Here is a 24,475-nt window from a genome sequence, read left to right on the forward strand (position 1 = left end):
ACTCCTTAACGGGGGACCCAACCGAGGGTACGCTGCGCCAGCGCATCGCGCGCCGGGGTAAATAATTCCATCGCCATCAGGCCTGCGTTGCGCCCCGCCACCAGCGGCGCCCAGCGATTAGCGAACAGATGCACCAGCCCATCGGTCACACCGACGGTGGCGGCTTTATCTGCGGCGCGGCGGGCCTGATAGCGGCTCAGTAGCGAATAGCCACCCGGATCCTCTCCTTCGGCATGCGTCTGCGCCAGCATTTCCGCCAGGCTCATCACGTCGCGCAGGCCAAGGTTAAAACCCTGTCCGGCAATAGGATGCAGCGTTTGCGCCGCATTGCCGACCAGCGCCAGACGATGGGCAATGGTGCGGGTAGCTCGGGTGAGCGAGAGCGGATACGCGCTGCGCTTGCCTGCCTGGACGATCCGGCCAAGACGCCAGCCGAATGCCTGCTGAAGTTCATGACAGAAGCGTTCGTCCGACCAGCTCAGAACCTCTTCTTGCCGCGACTGCGGATGACACCACACCAGGGAGCAGCGGCCCTGCGACATGGGCAGCATCGCCAGCGGGCCGTGTTGGGTAAAACGCTCGAAGGCGCGCCCGTTGTGCGGCACAGCCGTACTGACGTTGGCAATAATCGCCAGCTGTTCATAGGGCTCTTGCTGCCAGCTGATACCGCAGCGGGTCCCCAGCGTTGAGCGCGAGCCATCGGCCGCGACCAGCAGTTTACCGCTGAGCGTTTCGCCGTTGTCCAGAACCAGGCTTACGCTCTCTTCGCTGCGGCTAACATTTTCCACTTTTGCCGGACAGTGTAGCGTCACGCCCGGCGCTTTACGCAGCTGGGCAAACAAGCGTTGGCCGACGTCGTGCAGCTCAACCACCTGACCCAGCGCCGCCAGCCCATAGTCCTTAGCCTCGAGCGTCACAAACCCCGCGTGGCCGCGATCGCTGACGTGAACGCGCTGAATAGCCGTGGCGCGGTCGGCAATTTCCTGCCAGATATCAACGCGAGCCAGCTGCTGACAGGTGCCGGCAGCAAGTGCGATTGCCCGGGCGTCAAAGCCCGGATGCCGGGCAGATTCCGGCGCTGTTGCTTCAATCAGGTGCACCGGCAGCTTACCGCCGGTCAGACGAGATATTGCCAGCGCCAGCGTCGCGCCGGTCATTCCGCCGCCAACGATCAGTACGCTCATAGCTGGCGCGCCGCCGCCATCAGCGCCTCGATATCATCCGCTTTTTTCACTACGCCAGCGGTGAGGTTTTCATTACCGTCTTCAGTAATGACGATGTCGTCTTCAATACGAATGCCGATGCCGCGGTACTGGGCCGGGACGTCGGCATCCATCGCGATATACAGCCCCGGTTCCACGGTCAGCACCATTCCCGGTTCGAGAATACGCGAGCGGTCGACGTCATAGTTGCCGACATCATGTACGTCGAGCCCCAGCCAGTGGCTCAGGCCATGCATAAAGAAAGGACGATAAGCGTTATTAGCAATTAGCTCATCAATTTCACCTTTCAGGATCCCCAAACGCACCAGGCCGGTAATCATGATCCGCACTACCTGCTGATTAACCTCGTTAATGGAGGTGCCGGGGCGATAAAGCTTCAGCGAGGTTTCCAGAGACTCAAGAACGATATCGTAAATCTCGCGCTGCGCCGGGCTAAACTTGCCGTTTACCGGGAAGGTTCGGGTGATATCGCCCGCATAGCCGCGATATTCGCAACCAGCGTCAATCAGCACCAGATCGCCATCGCGCAGTTCGCTTTCGTTTTCGGTGTAGTGCAGGATGCAGCCATTTTCGCCGCTGCCCACGATGGTGTTGTAAGAGGGATAGCGCGCGCCGTGACGGTTGAACTCGTGGAGGATCTCGCCTTCAAGATGATATTCAAACATCCCCGGACGGCATTTTTCCATGGCGCGGGTATGCGCAAGGGCGGAGATCTCGCCTGCGCGGCGCATCACCTCCAGCTCTTCCGCCGACTTAAACAGGCGCATCTCATGCACCATCGGCCGCCAGTCAATGACCGAGTTTGGCGCCTGCAGATTCTGCCGCACGCCTTTGCGCAGTTTTTCCAGCGCGTTGAATACGATTTCGTCGGCGTAGGCATATTCGCCCTGCGCAAAATAGATAGCATCGAGGCCGTTAAGGAGCTGGAACAGCTGCTGATTGATTTCACTAAATGCCAGCGCGCGATCGACGCCCAGCTTCTCAGGCGCGGCATCCTGCCCAAGGCGTCGGCCAAACCAGATTTCAGCAGTCAGATCGCGCACGCGGTTAAACAACACGCTGTGGTTATGCGTCTCATCGCTTTTAATCAATACCAGCAGCGCTTCAGGCTCATTAAAGCCGGTGAAGTACCAAAAATCGCTGCTCTGGCGGTAGGGATATTCCGAATCTGCGCTGCGTACCGCTTCCGGCGCGGCAAAAATTAACGCGGCGCTGCCTGGCTGCATCTGCGCCAGTAGAGCCTGGCGACGAGAGAGAAATTCCTGCTGAGTCATGACGCCCCCTGAACGATTTAATGATTAATTAGTGTAGCGTCGGTTTTTGCACTTCCGGCGCAGTGGGTTTCTGGAGAGAGAAAGTGTCGTGACACAGCAACGCGGCAACGCGTACGTATTCGATAATCTCTTCCAGAGACATTTCGAGCTCTTCCTGATCCTCGTCTTCGTCATACCCGAGCTGAGCAATATTGCGCAGATCGTCGATGGCTTCACCCGTTTCGTCTTTGACTTTATCCAACTTGGGCTGCGTTACGCCCAGCCCAAGCAGAAAATGGTTCACCCAACCCGCCAGCGCATCGGCGCGATCGAACACGCTCACCTCATCGCCATCCGGGAGGTATAGCTGGAATAGGAAGCCGTCGTCCTCCAGCGAATCACTGGTGGCGGAATGCATGTTACGCAGCGACTGCGCCAGCTCATGCCCAAAAGCCAGGCCTTCGTTGGTCAGGTCGTGCACCAACGGCTGCCAGCTGCTGTCTTTATTGCCGCCGCACAGGATCCCGCTGATCAGACCGTGCATTTCGGCAGGGGTTAATCCTACCCCTTGTTGGTTCAGTAACTGGTCTACAGCGTTGTAACCAGGCATTTCGTTCTGTATAGACATGCGCATTCGTCATCGTTGGGAGGAATATTCATGATATGCTACCACTTTGGACCCTGGTGAACCAGAATAGGGCTTGTATCTTAGAACCAGGGTAGCTATAGTGTCGCCCCTTCGCAGACCCTCCCAGGGCGTGAAGGCCGCGCAGTCAATCAGCAGGAAGGTGGCATGTCTGCACAACCCGTAGATCTCCAAATTTTTGGCCGTTCACTGCGAGTGAATTGCCCGCCTGAACAAAGGGATGCCCTGAACCAGGCAGCTGACGACCTGAATCAGCGGTTGCAAGATTTAAAAGAACGCACTAGAGTCACAAATACTGAGCAGCTGGTCTTCATCGCCGCGTTGAACATCAGCTATGAGTTGACTCAGGAAAAAGCGAAAACCCGCGACTACGCCGCCAGCATGGAACAGCGTATTCGGATGCTTCAGCAGACCATCGAGCAAGCATTGCTTGAGCAAGGTCGCATAAGCGAAAGACCCGGGCAGAAGTTTGAATAACACTTTGCATTTAACTGTGTTAGAGTAATCGCAAGAACAAAATTTCTCTGAGATGTTTGCAAGCGGGCCAGTCCCCTGAGCCGATATTTCATACCACAAGAATGTGGCGCTCCACGGTTGGTGAGCATGCTCGGTCCGTCCGAGAAGCCTTAAAACTGTGACGACACATTCACCTTGAACCAAGGGTTCAAGGGTTACAGCCTGCGGCGGCATCTCGGAGATTCCCTTCCTTTCGTTTTATCCCCCATAAGTTAATTTTCGGCTTTTACCGTCGTGTATTAGACTACGCCTGTTTGTATCGTTTGCTCACCGATGAGACTCAGGTATGACCCTATTGCCAGATGCCCCCTATACCAGACAGCAAATTCGCCAGCAGATCCGCCAGCGCCGACGCGCGTTAACGCCGGAGCAGCAAACGCAGTTCGCCCTCCAGGCGGCGGACAGAATGATGGCTTATCCGCCGGTTCTGCTCGCGCAGACGGTCGCGGTATTTCTTTCGTTTGATGGCGAGCTGGATACACTGCCGCTTATTGACCAGCTCTGGCGGGCAGGCAAACGGGTTTATCTCCCCGTGCTTCATCCGTTCAGTCCGGGCAATCTTCTGTTTCTGCACTACCACCCAAGCAGCGAGCTGATGATGAATCGTCTGAAAATCCGCGAACCGAAACTCGACGTGCGCGATGTCCTCCCGCTTAGCCAGCTGGATGTGCTGGTAACGCCGCTGGTAGCATTTGATGCCGCCGGACAGCGCCTGGGTATGGGCGGCGGATTTTACGACCGGACGCTGCAAAACTGGCGGCAGCATCGCCTGCAGCCGGTCGGCTACGCGCATGATTGCCAGCAGGTCGACGCGCTGCCGACGGAGCAGTGGGATATCCCGCTGCCAGCGGTCATCACGCCGTCAAAAACCTGGCTCTGGTAAAACGCCCGAACAATTGACATTGCTGTTTTTTTCACCTAAATTCCTGGGTAAAGGGTGAGGGAGGCGAACCTCCCTCCTGCATTCTCTCTGTTAATATGCTGGCCAGGCGATGATTAACAGGATAAGCAGCATGATGAAGAGTCTCATCATCGTCCCTTTCCTTTTAGAGCCCCTGCCTCGGTAGGGGCTTTCCCGTTTCAGCCCCACGCTGAGTCTTTATCGTAAATCCCTTTCTTTCAGGCACAACGACATCCGACGGTTTTAATCGCCGTTTGCGGCAAGACTCGCAAGCTTTGGGTGGCGACGGGAAATTGCAGAAGGGTCTAGCAGGAGAAAAGGGGCAGGTCGATGACCTGCCCGCTGGCATAAAAGGAGTTAGAACAGCAGACGGGCGCGGATGGTACCAGGAATAGCCTTCATCGCCTGCAGCGCAGCCTGCGCCACATCTTCTTCGGCTTCAATATCAATGACCACGTAGCCCATTTGCGGAGTGGTCTGCAGATACTGCGCCGCAATGTTAATGCCCTGCGCGGCGAAAATCTGGTTAATCGCGGTCAGAACGCCCGGACGGTTTTCATGGATATGCAGCAGACGGCGCCCGCCGTGCAGCGGCAGCGACACTTCCGGGAAGTTCACCGCAGAGAGCGTAGAACCGTTATCGGAGTATTTCGCCAGCTTGCCCGCCACTTCCAGACCGATGTTTTCCTGCGCTTCCTGAGTTGAGCCGCCAATATGCGGGGTCAGGATAACGTTGTCGAACTCACACAGCGGAGAGTTGAACGGATCGCTGTTGGTCGCCGGTTCGGTCGGGAACACGTCGATCGCCGCGCCCGCCAGGTGCTTGCTCGCCAGCGCATCGCACAGTGCCGGAATATCTACCACGGTACCGCGGGAGGCGTTGATCAGCAGCGCACCCGGTTTCATCAGCGCCAGCTCTTCCGCGCCAATCATATTCTTCGTTGAGGCATTTTCCGGCACGTGCAGGCTTACCACATCGCTCATGTTCAACAGATCGGAGAGATGCTGTACCTGAGTCGCGTTACCCAACGGCAGTTTGCTTTCAATATCGTAGAAATAGACGTGCATCCCCAACGATTCGGCAAGAATGCCCAGCTGCGTACCGATGTGGCCATAGCCGATAATACCCAGCTTTTTGCCGCGTGCTTCAAAGCTGCCTACCGCCAGCTTGTTCCATACGCCGCGGTGCGCTTTGGCGTTTGCCGCCGGCACGCCGCGTAGCATGAGCAGCAGCTCGCCGATCACCAGCTCCGCAACGGAACGGGTATTAGAGAACGGGGCGTTAAATACCGGAATACCGCGTTTTGCCGCCGCATTTAAGTCAACCTGATTAGTACCGATACAGAAGCAGCCAACCGCAACCAGTTTTTCCGCCGCCGCGAAGATCTCTTCAGTCAGATGAGTACGGGAACGCAGGCCGATGAAATGGGCATCACGAATGGACGCTTTCAGCTCTTCGCTGTCCAGCGCGCCTTTGTGAAATTCGATATTGGTGTAGCCTGCTGCGCGGAGGCTGTCCACCGCTTTTTGATGCACACCTTCAACCAGCAGAAATTTAATTTTGTCTTTTTCCAGTGATACCTTAGCCATTTCCCCGTCCTGTTTTTGTCTTAACTGATGTCGTGCGGAACGAAAGTTCTTCTCAGCAACATATCAAAAAAAACTATTGCGGCAATATGAACGTTTGCGTCGACAACCTGAAGAAATATCAATCAGCGGGAAATTGCAGGACAAAACACCAGAAAGTAAAAGAAAGGTAGGTTGTTACTAAGACAAGGCGCATAAATGTGACAGAAGTCACCAAAATAGGCCTGGAGAAAAAATATTTGCGAGGGAGCCATTCGCTCCCTCGGTTCAGACTATTTAGTGATAGTTTTTACACCATCAGCGGTGCCAATCAGCGCGACGTCCGCACCGCGATTCGCAAACAGGCCGACGGTCACGACGCCCGGAATACCGTTAATGGTATTTTCCAGCGCAATAGCGTCCAGGATTTCCAGACCATACACATCGAGGATCACGTTGCCGTTATCGGTCACGACGCCCTGGCGGTACTCCGGACGGCCGCCCAGCTTAACCAGCTGACGCGCCACGGCGCTGCGCGCCATCGGGATCACTTCCACCGGCAGCGGGAATTTACCCAGGATGTCCACCTGCTTGGAAGCATCAGCGATACAGATAAATTTGTCAGCGACCGAAGCGATAATCTTCTCGCGCGTCAGCGCCGCGCCGCCGCCTTTAATCATTTGCATATGGCCGTTGATTTCATCAGCGCCGTCGACATAGATGCCAAGACGGTCAACGCTGTTAAGATCAAAAACCGTAATACCGAGGCTTTTCAGTTTTTCAGTAGAGGCATCAGAGCTGGAAACCGCGCCTTCAATCTGTCCTTTCATGGTGCCCAGCGCATCAATAAAATGCGCCGCCGTGGAGCCCGTGCCGACCCCAACGATGGTGCCCGGTTGTACATACTGCAATGCCGCCCAGCCTACTGCTTTTTTCAGTTCATCTTGCGTCATGATTATGGTCCGAGATGTGAATTCCTGTGGCGCATTATAGAACATCAGGGGGGTCATTGTCCCTGCGACGGCGATCACACAACGCAGTCGCCATTTTTTCATCTTCATCAAAAACAAATTTATGTCATAGTGCGAGTTAACGAAAAGTATTAGGGGGCACGCCAGAGCAATGAAACGACCGGACTACAGAACACTACAGGCGCTGGACGCGGTAATCAGGGAACGAGGGTTTGAGCGCGCCGCGCAGAAGCTTTGTATTACGCAGTCCGCCGTCTCTCAGCGCATCAAACAGCTGGAAAACATGTTTGGACAACCGCTGCTGGTACGCACCGTACCGCCGCGTCCCACCGAACAGGGGCAAAAGCTGCTGGCCCTGCTGCGCCAGGTTGAACTGCTGGAAGAGGAGTGGCTGGGCGATGAACAAACCGGCTCAACGCCGCTGCTGCTGTCGCTGGCGGTCAACGCCGACAGTCTCGCCACCTGGCTGTTGCCCGCGCTCTCCAGCGTGCTTTCCGACTCCCCTATTCGCCTGAACCTACAGGTGGAGGACGAGACCCGAACCCAGGAACGCCTGCGCCGCGGTGAAGTCGTCGGCGCGGTCAGTATCCAGCCGCAGGCGCTGCCAAGCTGCCTGGTCGATCAGCTCGGCGCCCTCGACTATCTGTTCGTCGCCTCGAAAGAGTTTGCCCAGCGCTATTTCCCCAATGGGGTGACCCGCTCGGCGCTGCTCAAAGCGCCGGTGGTGGCATTCGATCATCTCGATGATATGCACCAGGCCTTTTTACAGCAGAACTTCGATTTGCCGCCGGGCAGCGTTCCCTGCCATATCGTGAACTCTTCGGAAGCCTTTGTGCAGCTGGCCCGCCAGGGGACAACCTGCTGTATGATTCCGCATCTGCAAATTGAGCGAGAGCTGAACAGCGGCGAACTTATTAATCTCACGCCGGGCCTGTTCCAGCGCCGGATGCTCTACTGGCACCGTTTTGCGCCGGAAAGCCGTATGATGCGCCGGGTGACCGATGCGCTGATCGATTATGGCCATAAAGTGTTGAGACAAGATTAAGCCTCCCAGGCAGGTCGTCGCCGTCCGGCCTGCATGACCCACCTTCTTCTATTCATATCTTTGAAATTCATCACAAAATAGAACATTTCATGCGGCAAAAAACGACGCGCTGATGGCTATTTTTTGCTGGCGACAGAGCGTCTTAAAAGGCTCACCGTATTTGCAATACCCTATTTTATTGCGCATACGGAGCACAAAATGTCAGAGTTACGAGAGTGGCAAACGCTCGCCAACAAGGAGCTTAGCCGGCGGGGAAAAACCGTCGATGCTCTGGTAAAACAGACGGCAGAAGGGATTGCCGTTAAACCGCTGTATACCGAAGCCGATATTGATAATCTGGAAGTGACCGGCACCCTGCCCGGCCTGCCGCCTTACGTCCGCGGCCCCCGCGCCACCATGTATACCGCCCAGCCGTGGACCATCCGCCAGTACGCTGGTTTCTCAACCGCGAAAGAGTCCAACGCCTTCTATCGCCGCAACCTCGCTGCCGGGCAGAAAGGGCTTTCCGTCGCCTTCGATCTCGCGACCCATCGGGGCTATGACTCCGACAATCCTCGCGTGGCGGGCGACGTGGGGAAAGCGGGGGTAGCGATCGATACCGTCGAAGATATGAAGATTCTGTTCGATCGCATCCCGCTGGATGAAATGTCCGTGTCGATGACCATGAACGGCGCGGTGCTGCCGGTAATGGCGTTTTATATCGTCGCGGCGGAAGAGCAAGGCGTTGCGCCGGAACGGCTCACCGGCACGATCCAGAACGATATTCTGAAAGAGTATCTGTGCCGGAATACCTATATTTACCCGCCGAAGCCCTCAATGCGCATTATTGCCGACATTATCGCCTGGTGTTCGGGCAATATGCCGCGCTTTAATACCATCAGCATCAGCGGCTATCACATGGGCGAAGCCGGAGCCAACTGCGTGCAGCAGGTGGCCTTTACCCTGGCCGACGGCATCGAATACATTAAGGCCGCGCTCTCCGCCGGCCTGAAAATCGATGACTTCGCCCCGCGCCTGTCGTTCTTCTTCGGCATCGGCATGGATCTGTTTATGAACGTCGCGATGCTGCGCGCCGCACGCTATCTGTGGAGCGAAGCGGTCAGCGGCTTCGGCGCCACCAATCCAAAATCGTTAGCCCTGCGCACCCACTGCCAGACTTCCGGCTGGAGCCTCACCGAGCAGGATCCGTATAACAACGTGATCCGCACCACCATCGAAGCGCTCGGCGCCACGCTCGGCGGCACCCAGTCGCTGCATACTAACGCCTTTGATGAGGCGCTCGGCCTGCCCACCGACTTTTCCGCACGTATCGCGCGTAATACGCAGATCATCATTCAGGAGGAGTCGGAGATCTGCCGCACCGTGGATCCGCTGGGGGGATCGTATTACGTCGAGTCGCTGACCGATCAAATCGTTAAGCAGGCGCGAGCCATTATGCAGCAGATCGACGAAGCGGGAGGGATGGCGAAGGCGATCGAAGCCGGACTGCCGAAACGGATGATCGAAGAGGCCTCCGCCCGCGAGCAATCGCTGATCGACCAGGGCAAGCGCGTCATCGTCGGCGTCAATAAGTACAAGCTGGAAAAAGAAGATGAAACGGCAGTGCTGGAGATCGACAACGTCAAGGTACGCAACGAGCAGATCGCCTCGCTGAAAAAAATACGGGCCAGTCGGGACGATGTGACGGTAAAAGCCGCGCTGAACGCCCTCACCCACGCCGCGCAGCATAATGAAAATCTGCTGGCCGCCGCCATCAACGCCGCCCGCGTGCGCGCCACGCTGGGCGAAATCTCCGACGCACTGGAGGTGGCTTTTGACCGCTATCTGGTGCCCAGCCAGTGCGTCACCGGCGTGATTGCGCAAAGCTACCATCAGTCAGATAAAGCCGCCTGCGAGTTTGACGCCATTGTTGCGCAAACCGAAAAATTCCTCGCGGATCGCGGCCGTCGCCCGCGCATTCTGATCGCCAAAATGGGTCAGGACGGTCACGATCGCGGCGCCAAAGTGATCGCCAGCGCCTATTCCGATCTTGGCTTCGATGTTGACCTGAGCCCGATGTTTTCTACCCCGGAGGAGATCGCCCGCCTCGCCGTGGAGAACGACGTACACGTGGTTGGCGCCTCATCGCTGGCGGCAGGCCACAAAACGCTGATCCCCGAGCTGGTCGATGCGTTGAAAAAATGGGGACGGGAAGATATCTGCGTCATCGCCGGCGGCGTCATTCCGCCGCAGGATTACGCGTTTCTGCAGGCGCGCGGCGTGGCCGCTATTTATGGCCCCGGCACGCCGATGCTGGAGAGCGTACGCGACGTCCTGATGAGGATTAGCCAGCATCATGATTAACTCATCCACCCTGAGCGACGCCATACGGCGATTACGTTTGGGCGAGCGGGCCACGCTCGCCCAGGCCATGACGCTGGTAGAGAGTCAGCATCCCCGCCACCAGGCGCTGAGCGCCCAGCTGGTCGATGCGATTATGCCCTTCACCGGCAACGCCCTGCGCCTCGGCGTCACCGGCACGCCGGGAGCCGGAAAGAGTACCTTTCTGGAAGCCTTCGGCATGCTGCTGATTCGCCATGGCCTGCGGGTCGCGGTGATAGCGGTCGATCCAAGCAGCCCAATCGGCGGCGGCAGCATTCTTGGCGACAAGACGCGCATGATCGAACTGGCGCGCTCGGACTCGGCATTTATCCGCCCGGTGCCCTCGAGCGGCCATCTGGGCGGCACCAGCCTGCGCACGCGGGAGCTGATACTGCTGTGCGAAGCAGCGGGCTATGACGTGGTCATTGTCGAAACCGTCGGCGTCGGCCAGTCGGAAACGGAGGTCTCCCGCCTGGTGGACTGCTTCATCTCGCTGCAGATCGCCGGCGGCGGTGACGATCTGCAGGGCATTAAAAAAGGGATCATGGAGATGGCGGATATCGTGGTTATCAATAAAGATGATGGCGAGAACCGCGCCAGCGTGGCTATCACCCGCCATATGTATGAATCCGCCCTGCATATTCTGCGCCGCAAGCACGCCGCGTGGCAGCCGCGCGTTTTGAGCTGTAGCGCGCTGGAGCAGCGCGGTATCGAAGCCGTCTGGCTCGCTATCCTTGACTTCAAAACCACCCTCACCGACAGCGGCGATCTTGAAAAGCTGCGCCAGCGTCAGGCGCTGGAGTGGCTGCAAAAGCAGACCGAAACCGAGGCGCTGTATCTGCTGTTTGCCCGAGCGGACTTTGATCGCTACTTCCAGCAAACGCTACAGGCGGTGAAAAACAATGGCCTCTCGCCGCGCACCGGCCTGCGGCAGATTAGCGAATTCCTCCAGAATCATTACTTTGCATAAAGGGATAGTTATGTCTTATCAATATGTTAACGTCGAAATCATCCAAAAGGTTGCGGTGATTGAGTTCAACTATAGCCGCAAGCTTAACGCCTTAAGCAAGGTGTTTATCGACGACCTGATGCAGGCGTTGAGCGACCTCAACAGGCCGGAAATTCGCTGCGTCATTTTACGCGCGCCTGGCGGATCAAAAGTTTTCTCCGCCGGCCATGACATCCACGAATTACCCGGCGGACGCCGCGATCCGCTTTCGTATGACGATCCGCTGCGCCAGATTACCCGCATGATCCAAAAATATCCGAAACCGGTGATCTCCATGGTCGAAGGGAGCGTCTGGGGCGGCGCGTTTGAGATGATCATGAGCTCCGATCTGATCATCGCCGCCAGTACGTCAACGTTCTCCATGACGCCGGTGAATCTCGGCGTGCCCTACAACCTGGTCGGCATTCACAATCTGACCCGTGACGCTGGCTTTCATATCGTGAAAGAGCTGATTTTCACCGCCCTGCCGATTACCGCCCAGCGCGCGCTGGCGGTCGGTATTCTCAATCACGTGGTGGACGCTGGCGAACTGGAAGATTTTACCTTACAGATGGCGCACCACATTGCCGAGAAAGCGCCGCTGGCGATAGCGGTCATTAAGGAAGAACTGCGCGTGCTTGGCGAGGCGCACACCATGAATTCCGATGAGTTCGAACGTATTCAGGGAATGCGCCGCGCCGTCTACGACAGTGAGGATTATCGGGAAGGCATGAGCGCGTTTATGGAAAAGCGTAAACCTGAATTCGTCGGCCATTAATCATCCCGGTTAAGGAGTGCAAAATGAAACGGATGAGCGCCGATGAAGCGGCGGAGATTATCCAGCACGACCAGATGGTGGCGTTCAGCGGCTTCACTCCCGCCGGTTCGCCCAAAGCGCTGCCCGCGGCTATCGCTCGCCGCGCCGGTGAGTTACATCGGGCGCAGAAGCCTTTCCAGATCCGCCTGCTGACCGGCGCGTCAATTAGCGCCGCCGCCGATGATGCATTATCGGCAGCCGATGCCGTCTCGTGGCGCGCGCCGTATCAGACCGCGTCGGGCCTGCGGCAAAAAATCAATCAGGGGAAGGTGAAGTTTGTCGATCTGCACCTGAGCGAAGTGGCGCAAATGGTTAACTACGGCTTCTTTGGTGAGATTGATGTCGCGGTGATCGAAGCCTCGGCTATCGCGCCGGACGGGCGGGTCTGGCTCACCAGCGGTATCGGCAACGCGCCCACCTGGCTGCTACGGGCGAAGAAAGTGATCATCGAACTCAATCATTATCACAGCCCTCGGGTTGCCGAGCTGGCCGATATCGTGCTCCCCGGCGCCCCGCCGCGGCGCAACAGCATCGCCATCTTTCATGCGATGGATCGCGTGGGTAGCCGGTACGTGCAAATCGATCCGAAAAAAATTGTCGCGGTCGTGGAGACCGAACTGCCCGACGCCGGAAACCTGCTCGATAAAAATAATCCGGTTTGTCAGAAAATTGCCGATAACGTGGTCACCTTTCTGCTGGAAGAGATGGCTCGCGGGCGCATCCCGCCTGAATTTTTGCCGCTGCAAAGCGGCGTGGGTAATATCAATAACGCGGTCATGGCGCGGCTGGGTGAGAATCCGGATATTCCCTCTTTTATGATGTACTCCGAGGTCTTACAGGAGTCGGTAGTCCATCTACTGGAAACAGGGAAAGTCACCGGCGTCAGCGCCTCCAGCCTGACAATATCCGCCGATTCGTTGCGCAAGATTTACGCCAATATGGATTTCTTCGCCAGCCGCATTGTCCTGCGCCCGCAGGAGATCTCCAATCATCCGGAAATTATCCGCCGTCTGGGGGTTATCGCCCTCAACGTGGGGCTGGAGTTTGATATCTACGGACACGCCAATTCCACGCACGTAGCCGGGGTGAATCTGATGAACGGCATCGGCGGTAGCGGCGATTTTGAACGCAACGCCTGGCTCTCTATCTTTATGGCGCCGTCCATCGCCAAAGACGGGAAGATCTCCACTATCGTGCCGATGTGCAGCCATGTCGATCACAGCGAGCACAGCGTGAAGGCGATCGTTACCGAGCAGGGTATCGCCGATCTGCGCGGGCTGTCGCCGCTGCAGCGCGCCCGCGCTATCATTGATAACTGCGCGCATCCGCTCTACCGGGACTATTTACATCGCTATCTGCAGAGCGCTCCCGGCGGGCATATTCACCACGACCTCACCCACGCCTTCGACCTGCATCGTAATCTGCTTGAGCACGGTTCAATGCTCGGTTAGCCCTCCGTACCGTCGCGATCTTCAGTTATGTGCTGAAGCATCGTGGCGGTATAGCGATGGTTTTTCAGCGAATAGAGATACTCCTGCATATACATGGCGCTACCGGGCGCGTCGAAGTACTTCAGCTTCGCCGGATTTACCAGACGCCAGGCGAAGTAAGGAATAACCGTTAAAAACTGCCCCCGCTCTACGGCGCTAATTTTCGCCATAAAGCTATAGGGGCGATAGATAACCGTCGGGTTGATTCCGCAGGGGCGCATATAGGCGTCCAGCATCGCCTCAAAATTGGCCCGATTCTGGAAACGCATCTGCAGCCAGGGCAGTTCACGTAACAGATCCTGCGGCGGCTTATCTTCATAACGGCGGGAAACAAGAAACCCCAGACGCAGCGGCGCCAGTTCGCTGATGGTCAGATTTTCCAGCTCCTGCACGCGGGGCGAAACATGCTGCGGCGAAATAATAAAATCCAGCTGACGGTCGAAAAGATTATCAATCACGCCATTCTCGCTGAACTCCACGGCCTGGGTGGTCACGCCATCGTATTTGTCGCCCAGGCTGATGAGCTGGTCGAAAATTATCGTCGGATAGGTGTTGTCGATGCCGATAACAACGTTGCGCGAGCGGCGCGCGGAATAGTGTATTTCGTTATCGATGGCCGACAGGCGCTGGTAAATAGGAAACAGCTTCTGATAGAGCTCCTGCCCCGCTTTATTGAGACTGATGCTGTTATCTTTGCGGGTAAATAACGTATAGCCGATCTGATCCTCAAGCGCAGCAATGCTTTTGCCAAAGGGCGATGCGGTCATATGGATTTTCTCCGCCGCTCTGGCGATGTTATTGGTCTGCGCCAACAGAATGAAATTGCGCATCTTTTTAGAAATAAAGATATCCATGCTCACCTCACAGGAAAACAGGGATCTATCCTTACCTCATTCAGGGAAAAGACTTGTGCTGCGCTCTCATTTTTACAGATAGTCACAGAAAAAGCCCGGCGCGAAGGCCGGGCGGGAGGATTACTGCGCTGCTTTTGGCTCTTCAGCCGGTTTCGCTGGCGACGCAGGCTGGGTCGGCTGCAGCTCAAACACCACGTCCACCTGGTCATCAAACTGAATGGTCGCCTGCTCGTAGCTTTCCTGAGCAGATACCGGCGCCGCATCGGCTTTCATCATCCGCACCATCGGGCTCGGCTGGTAGTTGGAGACATGATAGCGAACGCTATAAACCGGCCCCAGTTTGCCGTGGAATCCGCTAGCCAGCTCCTGAGCCTGATGAATCGCATCGTCAATCGCCGCTTTTCGCGCCTTATCTTTGTAAGCGTCCGGCTGCGCCACGCCCAGAGAAACCGAACGGATCTCGTTCAGACCGGCTTTTAATGCCCCATCTAACAACCCGTTGAGCTTATCCAGCTGGCGCAGCGTGACTTCAACGCTACGCACCGCGCGATAGCCCTTAAGAATGCTTTTGCCGTTCTGATAATCATAATCAGGCTGGGTACGCAGGTTGGCAGAGTTAATATCCTTCTTCGCAATGCCGCTCTTCTCCAGGAAGGAGAGATACTGGGCCACGCGTTCATCTGCCTGTTTTTTAGCGGATGCCGCATCTTTCGCGGAGACGTTAACTTCAATCGCCAGCGTGGCGATATCAGGAACCGCAGCGACGCTGGCGGTACCTGAAGTAACAATATGTGGGCCGTTTGGCAATTCATTGGCCTGAACTGCCATTGCGCTAAATCCGAGTGCCGCCGCCAGGGCCATGACTTTTAACTTCACTGTCGTTTCTCCATCTTACATTGGTCGTCTATACGCAGACGCATGCCTGCAAGCTTAGCGCGTACGCGGAGAAAGTCCATCGGACAAGGCTTAGTTAAGCAGTGCCTGCACATGAGCGAAGCCGTCTTTCGCCAGCTCCAGCGCGATGATCCACATGACCAGACCGACCAGCACGTTGATAATTCGCTGCGCTTTTGCCGTGCGCAGGCGCGGGGCCAGCCAGGCGGCCAGCAGGGCCAGACCAAAGAACCATAAGAATGAGGCGCTGATGGTGCCCAGGGCAAACCAGCGCTTTGGCTCCATCTCCAGCTGTCCGCCGAGGCTTCCAAGCACCACAAACGTATCCAGATAAACGTGAGGATTCAGCCAGGTCACCGCCAGCATGGTGACGATGATTTTCCAGCGCCCCTGCTTCATCACCTCCGCGCTGGCCAGCTCCAGATTGCTGCTAAAGGCCGTTTTCAGCGCGCCAAAACCGTACCACAATAAAAAAGCGACGCCGCCCCAGGTCACCAGCGCCAGCAGCCACGGGGACTGCATCAGCAGCGCGCTGCCGCCAAAAATTCCAGCGCAGATAAGCAGCAGATCGCTGATGGCGCATAGCAAAGCAATCATCAGATGGTACTGACGACGAATACCCTGATTCATCACAAAAGCGTTTTGCGGACCGAGCGGCAAAATCATAGCCGCTCCCAGGGCAAGGCCCTGAAAGTAATACGATAACATCGAGAGGAATTTCCACTGAAAGAGTCAATGCCGGGGAATATAGCGTGCAGAAATCATTAGAGGAAATTGAAAATTTTAATCGCTAATAAGGACGACTAATACTGGGTACAAAAAAGGCCGGATATACCGGCCTGTATTAAAAGGGAAATTATTCTGCTTTTTCCTGCGGACGAATGACATGAACGTCCATCTGCGGATACGGGAAGCTGATGCCGTTGGCGTCAAAATCGCGCTTAATACGCTCCAGGACGTCCCAGTACACGCTTTGCAGATCGCTGCTCTTACTCCATACGCGCACCACGTAGTTCACAGATGAAGCGCCCAGTTCATTCAGGCGAACGGTCATTTCACGATCTTTGAGAATACGTTCATCCGATTCGATGATGTTGGTGAGCAGCTGCTTCACTTGGTCGATGTCCGCATCGTAGGCCACGCCGATAATAAACTCGTTGCGACGTACCGGCTCGCGAGAGAAGTTGATGATATTCCCGGCAATGATTTTACCGTTCGGTACCACCACAATTTTGCCATCTGCGCTGCGCAGGGTCGTGGAGAAAATCTGCACGTTCAGCACGGTACCCGCGATACCGCCAAGGTCAACGTATTCACCAGCGCGGAATGGGCGGAAAACGACCAGCAGGACCCCAGCGGCAAGGTTAGACAGCGACCCCTGCAGCGCCAGACCGACGGCTAAGCCCGCGGCGCCAAGTACCGCGATAACCGAAGCGGTTTGCACACCCACGCGGCCGAGGGCGGCGATCAGCGTGAAAGCAATGACGGCGTAGCGTACCAGCGCAGAAAGAAAATCGGCAACGGTGGCATCAATATGTCGAGCCCGCATCAGGCGATTGACGGTGTTGGAAACAATCCGCGCCACGATCAAACCAACAATAATAATCGCGATGGCCGCGACAATGTTGACGGCATAGCTCAGCAGTAATGCCTGATTGCGCACCAGCCATGAACCGGCGTTATTTATGCTATCGACAACGTTCAAATCTTCCATTCAACTTTCCTTATGGATACCCGGACGGGAAATAAAATAACCAAACCTGATAATTGCAAACAGGTTAAGGGTAAACAAAAAGAGTCCATTTTGCCAAATTGATCACATTTATTTAGCAACATTTCATGTCGTTGAGATAATAAAAAAGCCCGCATTTCTGCGGGCTTCCGGGTAAGAAACGAAACTTTCTTACAGAACGTCGATCGCGTTCAGCTCTTTAAATGCCTGCTCCAGACGAGTCACCATGGACGTCTGTGCAGCACGCAGCCATACGCGCGGATCGTAGTATTTCTTGTTCGGCTGGTCTTCGCCTTTCGGGTTGCCCAGCTGACCCTGCAGGTAAGCTTCGTTAGCTTTGTAGTACTGCAGGATACCGTCCCAGGTTGCCCATTGGGTATCGGTATCGATGTTCATTTTGATCACGCCGTAGCTTACGGAGTCTTTGATTTCCTGAGCGGAAGAACCGGAACCGCCGTGGAAGACGAAGTTCAGGCTGTTGTGCGGCAGGTTATGTTTCTTAGAAACGTATTCCTGAGAGTCGCGCAGGATAGTCGGGGTCAGCACCACGTTGCCCGGCTTGTAAACGCCGTGTACGTTACCGAAGGAAGCGGCGATGGTGAAACGCGGGCTGATTTTGCTCAGCTCAGTGTAGGCGTAATCAACGTCTTCCGGCTGGGTATACAGAGCGGAAGCGTCCATGTGGCTGTTGTCCACGCCGTCTTCTTCGCCGCCGGTGCAGCCCAGTTCGATTTCCAGAGTCATGTCCATTTTGGCCATACGCGCCAGATACTTAGAACAGATCTCGATGTTTTCGTGCAGGGACTCTTCAGACAAGTCAATCATGTGAGAAGAGAACAGCGGTTTACCGGTCGCGGCGAAGTGTTTTTCACCCGCGTCCAGCAGACCGTCGATCCACGGCAGCAGTTTCTTAGCGCAGTGGTCAGTGTGCAGGATAACCGGAACACCGTAATGTTCAGCCATCTGATGAACGTGATGCGCGCCAGAGATAGCGCCCAGGATGGCTGCGCCCTGAGGAACGTCAGTTTTCACGCCTTTGCCCGCGATGAACGCTGCGCCGCCGTTAGAGAACTGAACGATAACCGGAGAACGAACTTTTGCAGCTGCTTCCAGAACGGCGTTGATGGAATCAGTACCCACGCAGTTTACCGCTGGCAGAGCAAAGTTGTTTTCTTTAGCTACCTGGAACACTTTCTGAACGTCGTCGCCAGTGATGACGCCCGGTTTTACGAAATCAAAAATTTTAGACATGTTACGTAGTCCTGTATCTGTATCTTCGACCGTTGAAGAAGGTTCGCGAGCTTTTACGCGCGCTGAAAAACAGGCGGGTCTCCCCGCCTGAACTGAATTACTGCTTAGCGCGCTCTTCGAGCATGGCTACTGCCGGCAGAACTTTACCTTCCACGAATTCGAGAAATGCGCCGCCGCCGGTGGAGATGTAGGAGATTTTGTCAGCAATGCCGAACAGGTCGATTGCTGCCAGGGTGTCGCCGCCGCCTGCGATGGAGAACGCTTCGCTATCTGCGATGGCGTTAGCTACGATTTCAGTCCCTTTGCGGAAGTTCGGGAATTCGAACACGCCGACCGGGCCGTTCCACAGGATGGTTTTGGCGTTTTTCAGGATTTCAGCCAGTTTCTCTGCGGAAGCATCGCCCAGGTCCAGAATCTGCTCGTCATCTTTAATGTCGTTGACAGATTTCAGGGTAGCGGTTGCGGTTTCAGAGAACTCGGTCGCTACGCGAACGTCAGTCGGAACCGGGATATCGCAGGTCGTCAGGAGGCGTTTAGCTTCGTCAACCAGATCGGCTTCGTACAGGGATTTACCCACGTTGTGGCCCTGAGCGGCAACGAAGGTGTTGGCGATGCCGCCGCCGACGATCAGCTGGTCAGCGATTTTAGACAGGGAGTCCAGAACGGTCAGTTTAGTGGAAACTTTAGAACCACCGACGATAGCTACCATCGGACGAGCCGGTTCTTTCAGTGCTTTACCCAGGGCGTCCAGCTCAGCGGCCAGCAGCGGACCTGCACAAGCGACGTCAGCGAATTTGCCGATACCGTGAGTAGAAGCCTGCGCGCGGTGAGCAGTACCGAACGCATCCATAACGAAGACATCGCACAGCGCAGCGTATTTTTTCGACAGCGCTTCGTCATCTTTTTTCTCGCCTTTGTTAAAGCGAACGTTTTCCAGAACCACCAGCTCGCCGGCAGCGACTTCAACGCCGTCCAGGTAATCTTTAACCAGACGTACCGGGTTAGACAGTTTGTCTTTCAGATAGTTAACAACCGGCAGCAGAGAGAATTCTTCGTTGTACTCGCCTTCGGTAGGACGACCCAGGTGGGAAGTGACCATCACTTTCGCACCCTGTTTCAGGGCCAGTTCGATGGTCGGCAGAGAAGCACGGATACGCGCATCGCTGGTTACTTTCCCTTCTTTAACCGGTACGTTCAGATCCGCACGGATAAAAACGCGTTTACCAGCCAGATCCAGATCGGTCATCTTAATTACAGACATGGTGAATCCTCTCGTTGATTCTTGATAAAGTTTTGCAGGCGCCTGAGCGCCTTACCTGAAACCTTGTGCGGCCATCGCTAACGTGGTGTCGAGCATCCGGTTAGCAAAGCCCCATTCGTTATCGCACCAGACCAGCGTTTTGATCAAATGCGCGCCACTTACCCGCGTTTGCGTGCCATCGACGATGGCGCTATGCGGATCGTGGTTGAAATCTATCGAGACTAACGGCAATTCCGTATAGTCAACTATACCATGAAATGCACCCTGTGCTGCTTTTTGCAGCAACTGGTTGACTTCACTCGCTTTTACCGGTTTTTTCACCGTGACGCTAAGGTCGATCGCCGTCACATTAATCGTCGGAACACGGACCGCGATAGCTTCAAAGCGATCGTTAAACTGAGGGAAAATACGCGTGATCCCCGCAGCAAGCTTAGTATCAACCGGGATGATCGACTGACTGGCCGCTCGCGTCCGGCGCAAATCCGGATGGTAAGCATCGATAACCTGCTGATCGTGCATCGCGGAGTGAATCGTGGTTACCGTACCAGACTCGATGCCGTAAGCATCATCTAACAGCTTAATGACCGGAATAATGCAGTTGGTGGTGCAGGAGGCGTTGGAGACGATACGGTGCTCAGCGCGCAGCTCATCATGGTTGACGCCAAACACGATCGTCGCGTCGAGATCGTTGCCGCCAGGATGTGAAAAGAGCACTTTCTTCGCGCCGGCCCGCAGATGGGCTTCGCCATGCTCGCGGCTGCCATAAGCGCCGGTGCAGTCAAGCACCACATCAACCGCCAGTTCCCGCCAGGGCAACGCCTCAAGGGAAGATTCATGCAGCAGACGGATGGCGTCATCGCCGACAAACAGCTGCTCTCTCTCCTGGCGCACATCCCAGGCAAAGCGTCCATGGCTGGTGTCATATTTCAATAAATGCGCGATGCCGGCAGCATCCGCCAGTTCATTGATTGCCACCACGGTGATTTCCGCACGACGTCCGGATTCATACAAAGCACGAACCACGTTACGCCCGATGCGACCGAAGCCATTAATCGCAATGCGTATGGTCATAGGTCTCCTGCAAGGCTATCCATGATATGAGGTGGCTGACAGAGTAATGCAGCAACGCTCTAAGGGAAACCTTACCTGTCGCAAACTGCGACTGATTGATTAATTGTCGAACATTTAGACGACTGAAACGCTTCAGCTAGAATAAGCCAAACGAGGAATAAAAGGAATGATTGTCCAGCTGGAGAAACCATTTATCTGACTTACATCACACTTTTACCCCTTCTGGGGCGGCATTTATTCCATATTCCAGAATTACGAATAAGCGTAGCAAGATCTTTTCGTTGTCGTGCCGCAATTACTGATTTATATCAGAAACCATACTGAACAGCGGCGATATTATTGCCGCTACGTCCGAGTCTCGGAGTCCCTCGAAAAAGATGACCATTCCCCACTTGCAGCCCTCTGCGGCACGTTACTATGCGCTTCGCTTACTTCCGGGCGAGGAGGTTTTTTCACGCCTGCGCGCCTTCCTGCAACTGCACCATATTCAGGCAGCCTGGATCGCCGGCTGTACCGGTAGCTTAAGCAATGCGGCACTACGTTTTGCCGGCCAGGATGAGACCACCTTACTGAACGGAACCTACGAGGTTATCTCGCTGAATGGCACGCTGGAATTGAAAGGAGAACATCTTCATTTAGCGATATCCGATCCGCAAGGCGCGATGCTCGGCGGCCATATGATGCCCGGCTGTACCGTCCGCACCACCCTTGAGCTGGTGATAGGCGAACTGACCTCCCTGGCATTTAGCCGTCAGCCGTGCGCGCTTTCCGGCTATGACGAACTGGTCATCTCATCCCGATAACTTTTCCCTTAAAGAGGTTTCTATGGCTCGTCGCCAATTTACCAGCCAGTCCCTGGTGCTGATTGCGATCGCCGTCGCCATCAACATGATCGGCGGACAGCTCATCAGTATGTTAAAACTTCCCATTTTTCTCGATTCAATCGGCACCTTGATCAGCGCGGTTCTACTCGGACCGGTCATTGGCATGTTGACCGGTTTACTGACCAATCTTCTGTGGGGTCTGCTGACCGATCCGATTGCCGCCGCCTTTGCGCCAGTGGCTATGGTGATTGGCCTGGTTGCCGGATGGCTGGCGAGAGCGGGATGGTTCCGCACTTTACCTAAGGTGATCATTAGCGGGGTTGTCATTACCCTCGCCGTGACCGCGGTTGCCGTGCCGCTGCGGACGGCGCTGTTTGGCGGCGTGACGGGAAGCGGTGCGGATCTGTTCGTCGCCTGGATGCATTCGGTAGGTCAGAATCTGCTGGAGTCGGTGGCAATTACCGTCTTAGGCGCCAATCTGGTGGATAAAATTCTTACCGCGATTATCGTCTGGACCCTGTTGCGCCAGCTGCCGCTGCGTACGTTGCGCCATTTTCCTGCTATGTCCGCCGTACGCTAAATGCACCCTTTTACCTCCTTAACGCTCTGGGCGCTGGCGGCAGTGACCACGCTGCTGCTACCGACGGATACGGTGCTGCCGGTGTATAGCGCCGCGGCTTTTCTCAGTTTAGTGCTGCTAAAAGCAACGCGACGGCGGGCAAAATATGTCGCCTGGCTACTACTCTCGCTGGGCGTTGGCCTGTGGCTGGTCCACGGCGGCTGGTTTACCCAGTGGCTGAGCGGCCAGCCCCGCGACCCGCAGCGCTGGGCGAACGCCATCACGCTGTGGCTGAGAATTCTGGCGATTGTTTCCACGTCACAGCTCTGGATGGAGTACGTACCGGTACAGCGCTTTATTCGCGCCCTGTTTGCCTCACGCCTGCCGCCGGGCGTCGCTTATCTGTTCGCTGGCCCGCTGCTGGTTGTCGAACAGCTAAAGCGCCAGTTGACGATTATCCACGAAGCCCAACGCGCCCGCGGCGTACCGCTGGACGAGAATGGATATCAGCGGCTGCGCGCAATGCCTGCGCTCATTATCCCTCTGACCCATAACGCGCTTAACGATCTGGCGATACGCGGGGCGGCGCTGGATATGCGGGCATTTCGTTTACATCGTCGGCGCACTACGCTTTGGGCGCCGAAAGACAGCACCTTACAACGTCTGGCGCGTTACGGCATGCTGCTGGCGATGGGCGCTGAAGCGGGAGCCTGGCTATGGTTACGTTAGAACAGTTCCGTTATCACCCGACCCGGGCAACGGGTCCTTCATCATGCTTTGATTTCCATTATTCGCAGCCCGGCATGGTGGCGATTTTTGGCGATAACGGCAGCGGGAAAAGCACTCTGGCGCAGATCATGGCGGGCTGGTATCCGGATTTTCTGCCCGGCGATATCGAAGGTCATGGTACTCTGCTTGGCATCCCTATTGGACAGCAATCGCTGGTCGAACGGGCGCAGACCATCCAGCTGGTCCAGCAATCCCCCTATCTCCAGCTTTCCGGTTGTACCTTCAGCGTCGAAGAAGAGGTCGCTTTTGGCCCTGAAAATCTTTGCCTTCACGAAGACGAGATTATGCGTCGTGTTGACGCGGCGCTCTCGCTGATGGAGTGCCAGGAGTTACGTCACCGCCATCCGTCCACGCTCTCCGGTGGAGAAACCCAGCGCGTGGCGATCGCCTGCGCGCTGGCTATGCAGCCAACGCTACTGATCCTTGATGAAGCCTTTAGCCGCCTGACGGCGCAAGCTACCGCCATGCTTCTGACACGTCTGCGGGACTGGGCGCTGGCGCAGCATTCACTGATCATCCTTTTTGAACGCACCCCTTCGCCTTTTCTTGCCTGGTGTCAGCAGGGATGGCGACTACATGATGGAGCGCTTTCCCCGCTATGTTGACGTTGAATCAGGTAACCTGGCGCTGGCCCGGCGCGGCGGATGATTGTTTGCAAAATATCTCCCTGACGCTCGGCCAGGGCGAATGGCTGGCGCTTACCGGCGATAACGGCGCGGGAAAATCCACCCTGCTGCGGGTAATGGCCGGGCTGCTGTCGGCAAAGTCCGGTAGCGTCAATCTGTTGAATAAGCCGATGGCGCAGTATAAAAATCGTCAGCGCGCCAAAATTATCGGCGTCCTGTTTCAGGAGGCCGAAAACCAGCTCTTCCACAGCAAAGTCTCTGAAGAGGTCGCCTATGGGCTGCGGTTACAGAAATTACCGGCAGCGGAAGTTGCGCAACGCACCGCGGCGGCGCTGCGTTTATGCAGGCTGGAGAGCGTAGCTGATGCGCATCCGCTGGATTTGCATACCGCCCAGCGCCGTATGGTCGCCGTCGCCTGTCTGGAAGCCATGGCGCCAGAGATCCTGCTGCTCGACGAACCCAGCCGCGATTTTGATCGGCACTGGCTGGCAATATTTGAAGCGTGGCTGACGGTTTGCCGCAAAAGAGGAACCAGCGTAGTGGCTATCAGCCATGACGCGGCTTTTACACAGCGGCACTTTTCCCGCCGGGTGCTTCTGGAAAAAGGCAGGGTGCTGAGGATGGTCTGAAAAAGAAACGGGCCGCCAGAGCGACCCGTTTTTTACGGTGGCAGCCAGAGTTTTTACCCGGAGGCGGTGCTGCGCACCTGTCCGGGCTACCCGACCGTGCTGGCCCGTAACCCGGAGGCGGTAAAAGAACTACAGCAGCGCTTTCGCTTTCGCGACCACGTTGTCCACGGTGAAGCCAAACTCTTCAAACAGCTGCTCCGCCGGCGCT

Annotated in this window: 25 protein-coding genes and 1 other RNA gene; 13 read left to right on the plus strand and 13 right to left on the minus strand. The window is 56.1% G+C overall.

Going from position 1 to position 24,475, the window contains the following annotated elements:
• Positions 1-5 precede the first annotated feature (5 nt).
• From ubiH to IAE27_RS22760, 3 genes are read right to left on the minus strand one after another with little or no spacing between them, the layout of a single operon-like run.
• Positions 6-1,184 carry a 2-octaprenyl-6-methoxyphenyl hydroxylase gene (gene ubiH, locus IAE27_RS22750; RefSeq protein ID WP_004115293.1) on the minus strand — a complete coding sequence of 393 codons (1,179 nt, stop codon included), beginning with the start codon at positions 1,182-1,184 and terminating at the stop codon, positions 6-8.
• A complete protein-coding gene (gene pepP / locus IAE27_RS22755; protein WP_105889164.1) occupies positions 1,181-2,497 on the minus strand; it encodes a Xaa-Pro aminopeptidase in 1,317 nt (438 codons plus the stop codon). The genes ubiH and pepP overlap by 4 nt, the downstream gene beginning before the upstream one ends.
• Before the next feature lie 28 nt (positions 2,498-2,525).
• Positions 2,526-3,104 (minus strand): YecA family protein, encoded by a 579-nt coding sequence (locus tag IAE27_RS22760; RefSeq protein WP_016809851.1) that lies wholly within the window; start codon positions 3,102-3,104, stop codon positions 2,526-2,528.
• Positions 3,105-3,269: 165 nt separating this feature from the next.
• On the opposite strand from IAE27_RS22760, the gene zapA reads away from it, so the two are divergent.
• The 3 genes from zapA (at position 3,270) to IAE27_RS22775 (ending at position 4,521) form a co-directional block, all read left to right on the plus strand.
• Entirely contained in the window at positions 3,270-3,599 is a 330-nt protein-coding gene (gene zapA / locus IAE27_RS22765) for a cell division protein ZapA (RefSeq protein WP_004105598.1), read from the plus strand.
• A gap of 41 nt (positions 3,600-3,640) precedes the next feature.
• Positions 3,641-3,824: non-coding RNA, 6S RNA (ssrS, locus tag IAE27_RS22770), on the plus strand.
• 100 nt (positions 3,825-3,924) lie between these two features.
• Positions 3,925-4,521: a 5-formyltetrahydrofolate cyclo-ligase gene (locus IAE27_RS22775; RefSeq protein WP_070556765.1), complete on the plus strand. Its 597-nt coding sequence runs from the start codon at positions 3,925-3,927 to the stop codon at positions 4,519-4,521.
• A gap of 375 nt (positions 4,522-4,896) precedes the next feature.
• On the opposite strand, the gene serA is transcribed toward IAE27_RS22775, so the two are convergent.
• Positions 4,897-6,129 (minus strand): phosphoglycerate dehydrogenase, encoded by a 1,233-nt coding sequence (serA, locus tag IAE27_RS22780; RefSeq protein WP_004105602.1) that lies wholly within the window; start codon positions 6,127-6,129, stop codon positions 4,897-4,899.
• 269 nt (positions 6,130-6,398) lie between these two features.
• A complete protein-coding gene (gene rpiA / locus IAE27_RS22785) occupies positions 6,399-7,058 on the minus strand; it encodes a ribose-5-phosphate isomerase RpiA (RefSeq protein WP_004105606.1) in 660 nt (219 codons plus the stop codon).
• A gap of 169 nt (positions 7,059-7,227) precedes the next feature.
• On the opposite strand from rpiA, the gene argP reads away from it, so the two are divergent.
• The 5 genes from argP to IAE27_RS22810 all read left to right on the plus strand — a co-directional run bounded on the left by argP (position 7,228) and on the right by IAE27_RS22810 (position 13,738).
• Positions 7,228-8,121 carry a DNA-binding transcriptional regulator ArgP gene (gene argP / locus IAE27_RS22790; protein ID WP_004105608.1) on the plus strand — a complete coding sequence of 298 codons (894 nt, stop codon included), beginning with the start codon at positions 7,228-7,230 and terminating at the stop codon, positions 8,119-8,121.
• 198 nt (positions 8,122-8,319) lie between these two features.
• A complete protein-coding gene (gene scpA / locus IAE27_RS22795; RefSeq protein ID WP_016809853.1) occupies positions 8,320-10,464 on the plus strand; it encodes a methylmalonyl-CoA mutase in 2,145 nt (714 codons plus the stop codon).
• Positions 10,457-11,452, plus strand: coding sequence for a methylmalonyl Co-A mutase-associated GTPase MeaB (gene meaB / locus IAE27_RS22800; protein WP_070556769.1), 996 nt, complete (start codon positions 10,457-10,459; stop codon positions 11,450-11,452). The genes scpA and meaB overlap by 8 nt, the downstream gene beginning before the upstream one ends.
• A 10-nt stretch (positions 11,453-11,462) precedes the next feature.
• Complete coding sequence (gene scpB, locus IAE27_RS22805; RefSeq protein WP_004105613.1) at positions 11,463-12,248, plus strand: methylmalonyl-CoA decarboxylase; 786 nt, start codon at positions 11,463-11,465, stop codon at positions 12,246-12,248.
• Between the two features lie 23 nt (positions 12,249-12,271).
• Positions 12,272-13,738 carry an acetyl-CoA hydrolase/transferase family protein gene (locus IAE27_RS22810; protein ID WP_004105615.1) on the plus strand — a complete coding sequence of 489 codons (1,467 nt, stop codon included), beginning with the start codon at positions 12,272-12,274 and terminating at the stop codon, positions 13,736-13,738.
• Here IAE27_RS22810 and srsR read toward each other — a convergent pair.
• From srsR to epd, 7 genes are all read right to left on the minus strand, one after another.
• Complete coding sequence (gene srsR, locus IAE27_RS22815; RefSeq protein ID WP_004105617.1) at positions 13,735-14,631, minus strand: LysR family transcriptional regulator SrsR; 897 nt, start codon at positions 14,629-14,631, stop codon at positions 13,735-13,737. The two genes, IAE27_RS22810 and srsR, sit on opposite strands and share 4 nt — an antisense overlap.
• A gap of 120 nt (positions 14,632-14,751) precedes the next feature.
• Positions 14,752-15,507: an oxidative stress defense protein gene (locus tag IAE27_RS22820; protein WP_004105619.1), complete on the minus strand. Its 756-nt coding sequence runs from the start codon at positions 15,505-15,507 to the stop codon at positions 14,752-14,754.
• A gap of 90 nt (positions 15,508-15,597) precedes the next feature.
• Positions 15,598-16,233, minus strand: coding sequence for an arginine exporter ArgO (argO, locus tag IAE27_RS22825; RefSeq protein WP_016809856.1), 636 nt, complete (start codon positions 16,231-16,233; stop codon positions 15,598-15,600).
• Between the two features lie 148 nt (positions 16,234-16,381).
• Complete coding sequence (locus tag IAE27_RS22830) at positions 16,382-17,239, minus strand: small-conductance mechanosensitive channel MscS (protein ID WP_004115311.1); 858 nt, start codon at positions 17,237-17,239, stop codon at positions 16,382-16,384.
• Between the two features lie 189 nt (positions 17,240-17,428).
• Positions 17,429-18,508 (minus strand): class II fructose-bisphosphate aldolase, encoded by a 1,080-nt coding sequence (gene fbaA, locus IAE27_RS22835; RefSeq protein WP_004105626.1) that lies wholly within the window; start codon positions 18,506-18,508, stop codon positions 17,429-17,431.
• 97 nt (positions 18,509-18,605) lie between these two features.
• Positions 18,606-19,769: a phosphoglycerate kinase gene (pgk, locus tag IAE27_RS22840; RefSeq protein WP_004105627.1), complete on the minus strand. Its 1,164-nt coding sequence runs from the start codon at positions 19,767-19,769 to the stop codon at positions 18,606-18,608.
• Positions 19,770-19,820: 51 nt separating this feature from the next.
• Complete coding sequence (gene epd / locus IAE27_RS22845) at positions 19,821-20,840, minus strand: erythrose-4-phosphate dehydrogenase (protein ID WP_016809857.1); 1,020 nt, start codon at positions 20,838-20,840, stop codon at positions 19,821-19,823.
• 377 nt (positions 20,841-21,217) lie between these two features.
• On the opposite strand from epd, the gene IAE27_RS22850 reads away from it, so the two are divergent.
• Genes IAE27_RS22850 through IAE27_RS22870 form a run of 5 tightly spaced genes read left to right on the plus strand, consistent with a single transcriptional unit; the run spans position 21,218 to position 24,267 of the window.
• Positions 21,218-21,643 carry a PPC domain-containing DNA-binding protein gene (locus IAE27_RS22850; protein WP_004105632.1) on the plus strand — a complete coding sequence of 142 codons (426 nt, stop codon included), beginning with the start codon at positions 21,218-21,220 and terminating at the stop codon, positions 21,641-21,643.
• 22 nt (positions 21,644-21,665) lie between these two features.
• Positions 21,666-22,244 carry an ECF transporter S component gene (locus tag IAE27_RS22855; RefSeq protein ID WP_023321620.1) on the plus strand — a complete coding sequence of 193 codons (579 nt, stop codon included), beginning with the start codon at positions 21,666-21,668 and terminating at the stop codon, positions 22,242-22,244.
• Complete coding sequence (locus IAE27_RS22860) at positions 22,245-22,952, plus strand: energy-coupling factor transporter transmembrane component T (RefSeq protein ID WP_108704552.1); 708 nt, start codon at positions 22,245-22,247, stop codon at positions 22,950-22,952.
• The gene (locus IAE27_RS22865) at positions 22,940-23,617 is read left to right on the plus strand and encodes an ABC transporter ATP-binding protein (RefSeq protein WP_154022874.1); all 678 of its coding nucleotides are present in this window, start codon (positions 22,940-22,942) and stop codon (positions 23,615-23,617) included. The genes IAE27_RS22860 and IAE27_RS22865 overlap by 13 nt, the downstream gene beginning before the upstream one ends.
• The gene (locus IAE27_RS22870; protein ID WP_154022875.1) at positions 23,611-24,267 is read left to right on the plus strand and encodes an ABC transporter ATP-binding protein; all 657 of its coding nucleotides are present in this window, start codon (positions 23,611-23,613) and stop codon (positions 24,265-24,267) included. The genes IAE27_RS22865 and IAE27_RS22870 overlap by 7 nt, the downstream gene beginning before the upstream one ends.
• 129 nt (positions 24,268-24,396) lie before the next feature.
• On the opposite strand, the gene IAE27_RS29995 is transcribed toward IAE27_RS22870, so the two are convergent.
• Positions 24,397-24,475, minus strand: a 79-nt coding sequence (locus IAE27_RS29995; protein ID WP_369821847.1) for a hypothetical protein, incomplete at its 5' end; no start/stop codon positions are given.

Source organism: Klebsiella sp. S69 (assembly GCF_016516145.1).
GTDB lineage: Bacteria > Pseudomonadota > Gammaproteobacteria > Enterobacterales > Enterobacteriaceae > Klebsiella > Klebsiella oxytoca.

Bases quoted from the DNA above. Each gene is read 5' to 3' on its own strand.
- ubiH (WP_004115293.1), bottom strand. From the start codon at position 1,184: ATGAGCGTACTGATCGTTGGCGGCGGAATGACCGGCGCGACGCTGGCG.
- pepP (WP_105889164.1), bottom strand. From the start codon at position 2,497: ATGACTCAGCAGGAATTTCTCTCTCGTCGCCAGGCTCTACTGGCGCAG.
- IAE27_RS22760 (WP_016809851.1), bottom strand. From the start codon at position 3,104: ATGTCTATACAGAACGAAATGCCTGGTTACAACGCTGTAGACCAGTTA.
- zapA (WP_004105598.1), top strand. From the start codon at position 3,270: ATGTCTGCACAACCCGTAGATCTCCAAATTTTTGGCCGTTCACTGCGA.
- IAE27_RS22775 (WP_070556765.1), top strand. From the start codon at position 3,925: ATGACCCTATTGCCAGATGCCCCCTATACCAGACAGCAAATTCGCCAG.
- serA (WP_004105602.1), bottom strand. From the start codon at position 6,129: ATGGCTAAGGTATCACTGGAAAAAGACAAAATTAAATTTCTGCTGGTT.
- rpiA (WP_004105606.1), bottom strand. From the start codon at position 7,058: ATGACGCAAGATGAACTGAAAAAAGCAGTAGGCTGGGCGGCATTGCAG.
- argP (WP_004105608.1), top strand. From the start codon at position 7,228: ATGAAACGACCGGACTACAGAACACTACAGGCGCTGGACGCGGTAATC.
- scpA (WP_016809853.1), top strand. From the start codon at position 8,320: ATGTCAGAGTTACGAGAGTGGCAAACGCTCGCCAACAAGGAGCTTAGC.
- meaB (WP_070556769.1), top strand. From the start codon at position 10,457: ATGATTAACTCATCCACCCTGAGCGACGCCATACGGCGATTACGTTTG.
- scpB (WP_004105613.1), top strand. From the start codon at position 11,463: ATGTCTTATCAATATGTTAACGTCGAAATCATCCAAAAGGTTGCGGTG.
- IAE27_RS22810 (WP_004105615.1), top strand. From the start codon at position 12,272: ATGAAACGGATGAGCGCCGATGAAGCGGCGGAGATTATCCAGCACGAC.
- srsR (WP_004105617.1), bottom strand. From the start codon at position 14,631: ATGGATATCTTTATTTCTAAAAAGATGCGCAATTTCATTCTGTTGGCG.
- argO (WP_016809856.1), bottom strand. From the start codon at position 16,233: ATGTTATCGTATTACTTTCAGGGCCTTGCCCTGGGAGCGGCTATGATT.
- IAE27_RS22830 (WP_004115311.1), bottom strand. From the start codon at position 17,239: ATGGAAGATTTGAACGTTGTCGATAGCATAAATAACGCCGGTTCATGG.
- fbaA (WP_004105626.1), bottom strand. From the start codon at position 18,508: ATGTCTAAAATTTTTGATTTCGTAAAACCGGGCGTCATCACTGGCGAC.
- pgk (WP_004105627.1), bottom strand. From the start codon at position 19,769: ATGTCTGTAATTAAGATGACCGATCTGGATCTGGCTGGTAAACGCGTT.
- epd (WP_016809857.1), bottom strand. From the start codon at position 20,840: ATGACCATACGCATTGCGATTAATGGCTTCGGTCGCATCGGGCGTAAC.
- IAE27_RS22850 (WP_004105632.1), top strand. From the start codon at position 21,218: ATGACCATTCCCCACTTGCAGCCCTCTGCGGCACGTTACTATGCGCTT.
- IAE27_RS22855 (WP_023321620.1), top strand. From the start codon at position 21,666: ATGGCTCGTCGCCAATTTACCAGCCAGTCCCTGGTGCTGATTGCGATC.
- IAE27_RS22860 (WP_108704552.1), top strand. From the start codon at position 22,245: ATGCACCCTTTTACCTCCTTAACGCTCTGGGCGCTGGCGGCAGTGACC.
- IAE27_RS22865 (WP_154022874.1), top strand. From the start codon at position 22,940: ATGGTTACGTTAGAACAGTTCCGTTATCACCCGACCCGGGCAACGGGT.
- IAE27_RS22870 (WP_154022875.1), top strand. From the start codon at position 23,611: ATGTTGACGTTGAATCAGGTAACCTGGCGCTGGCCCGGCGCGGCGGAT.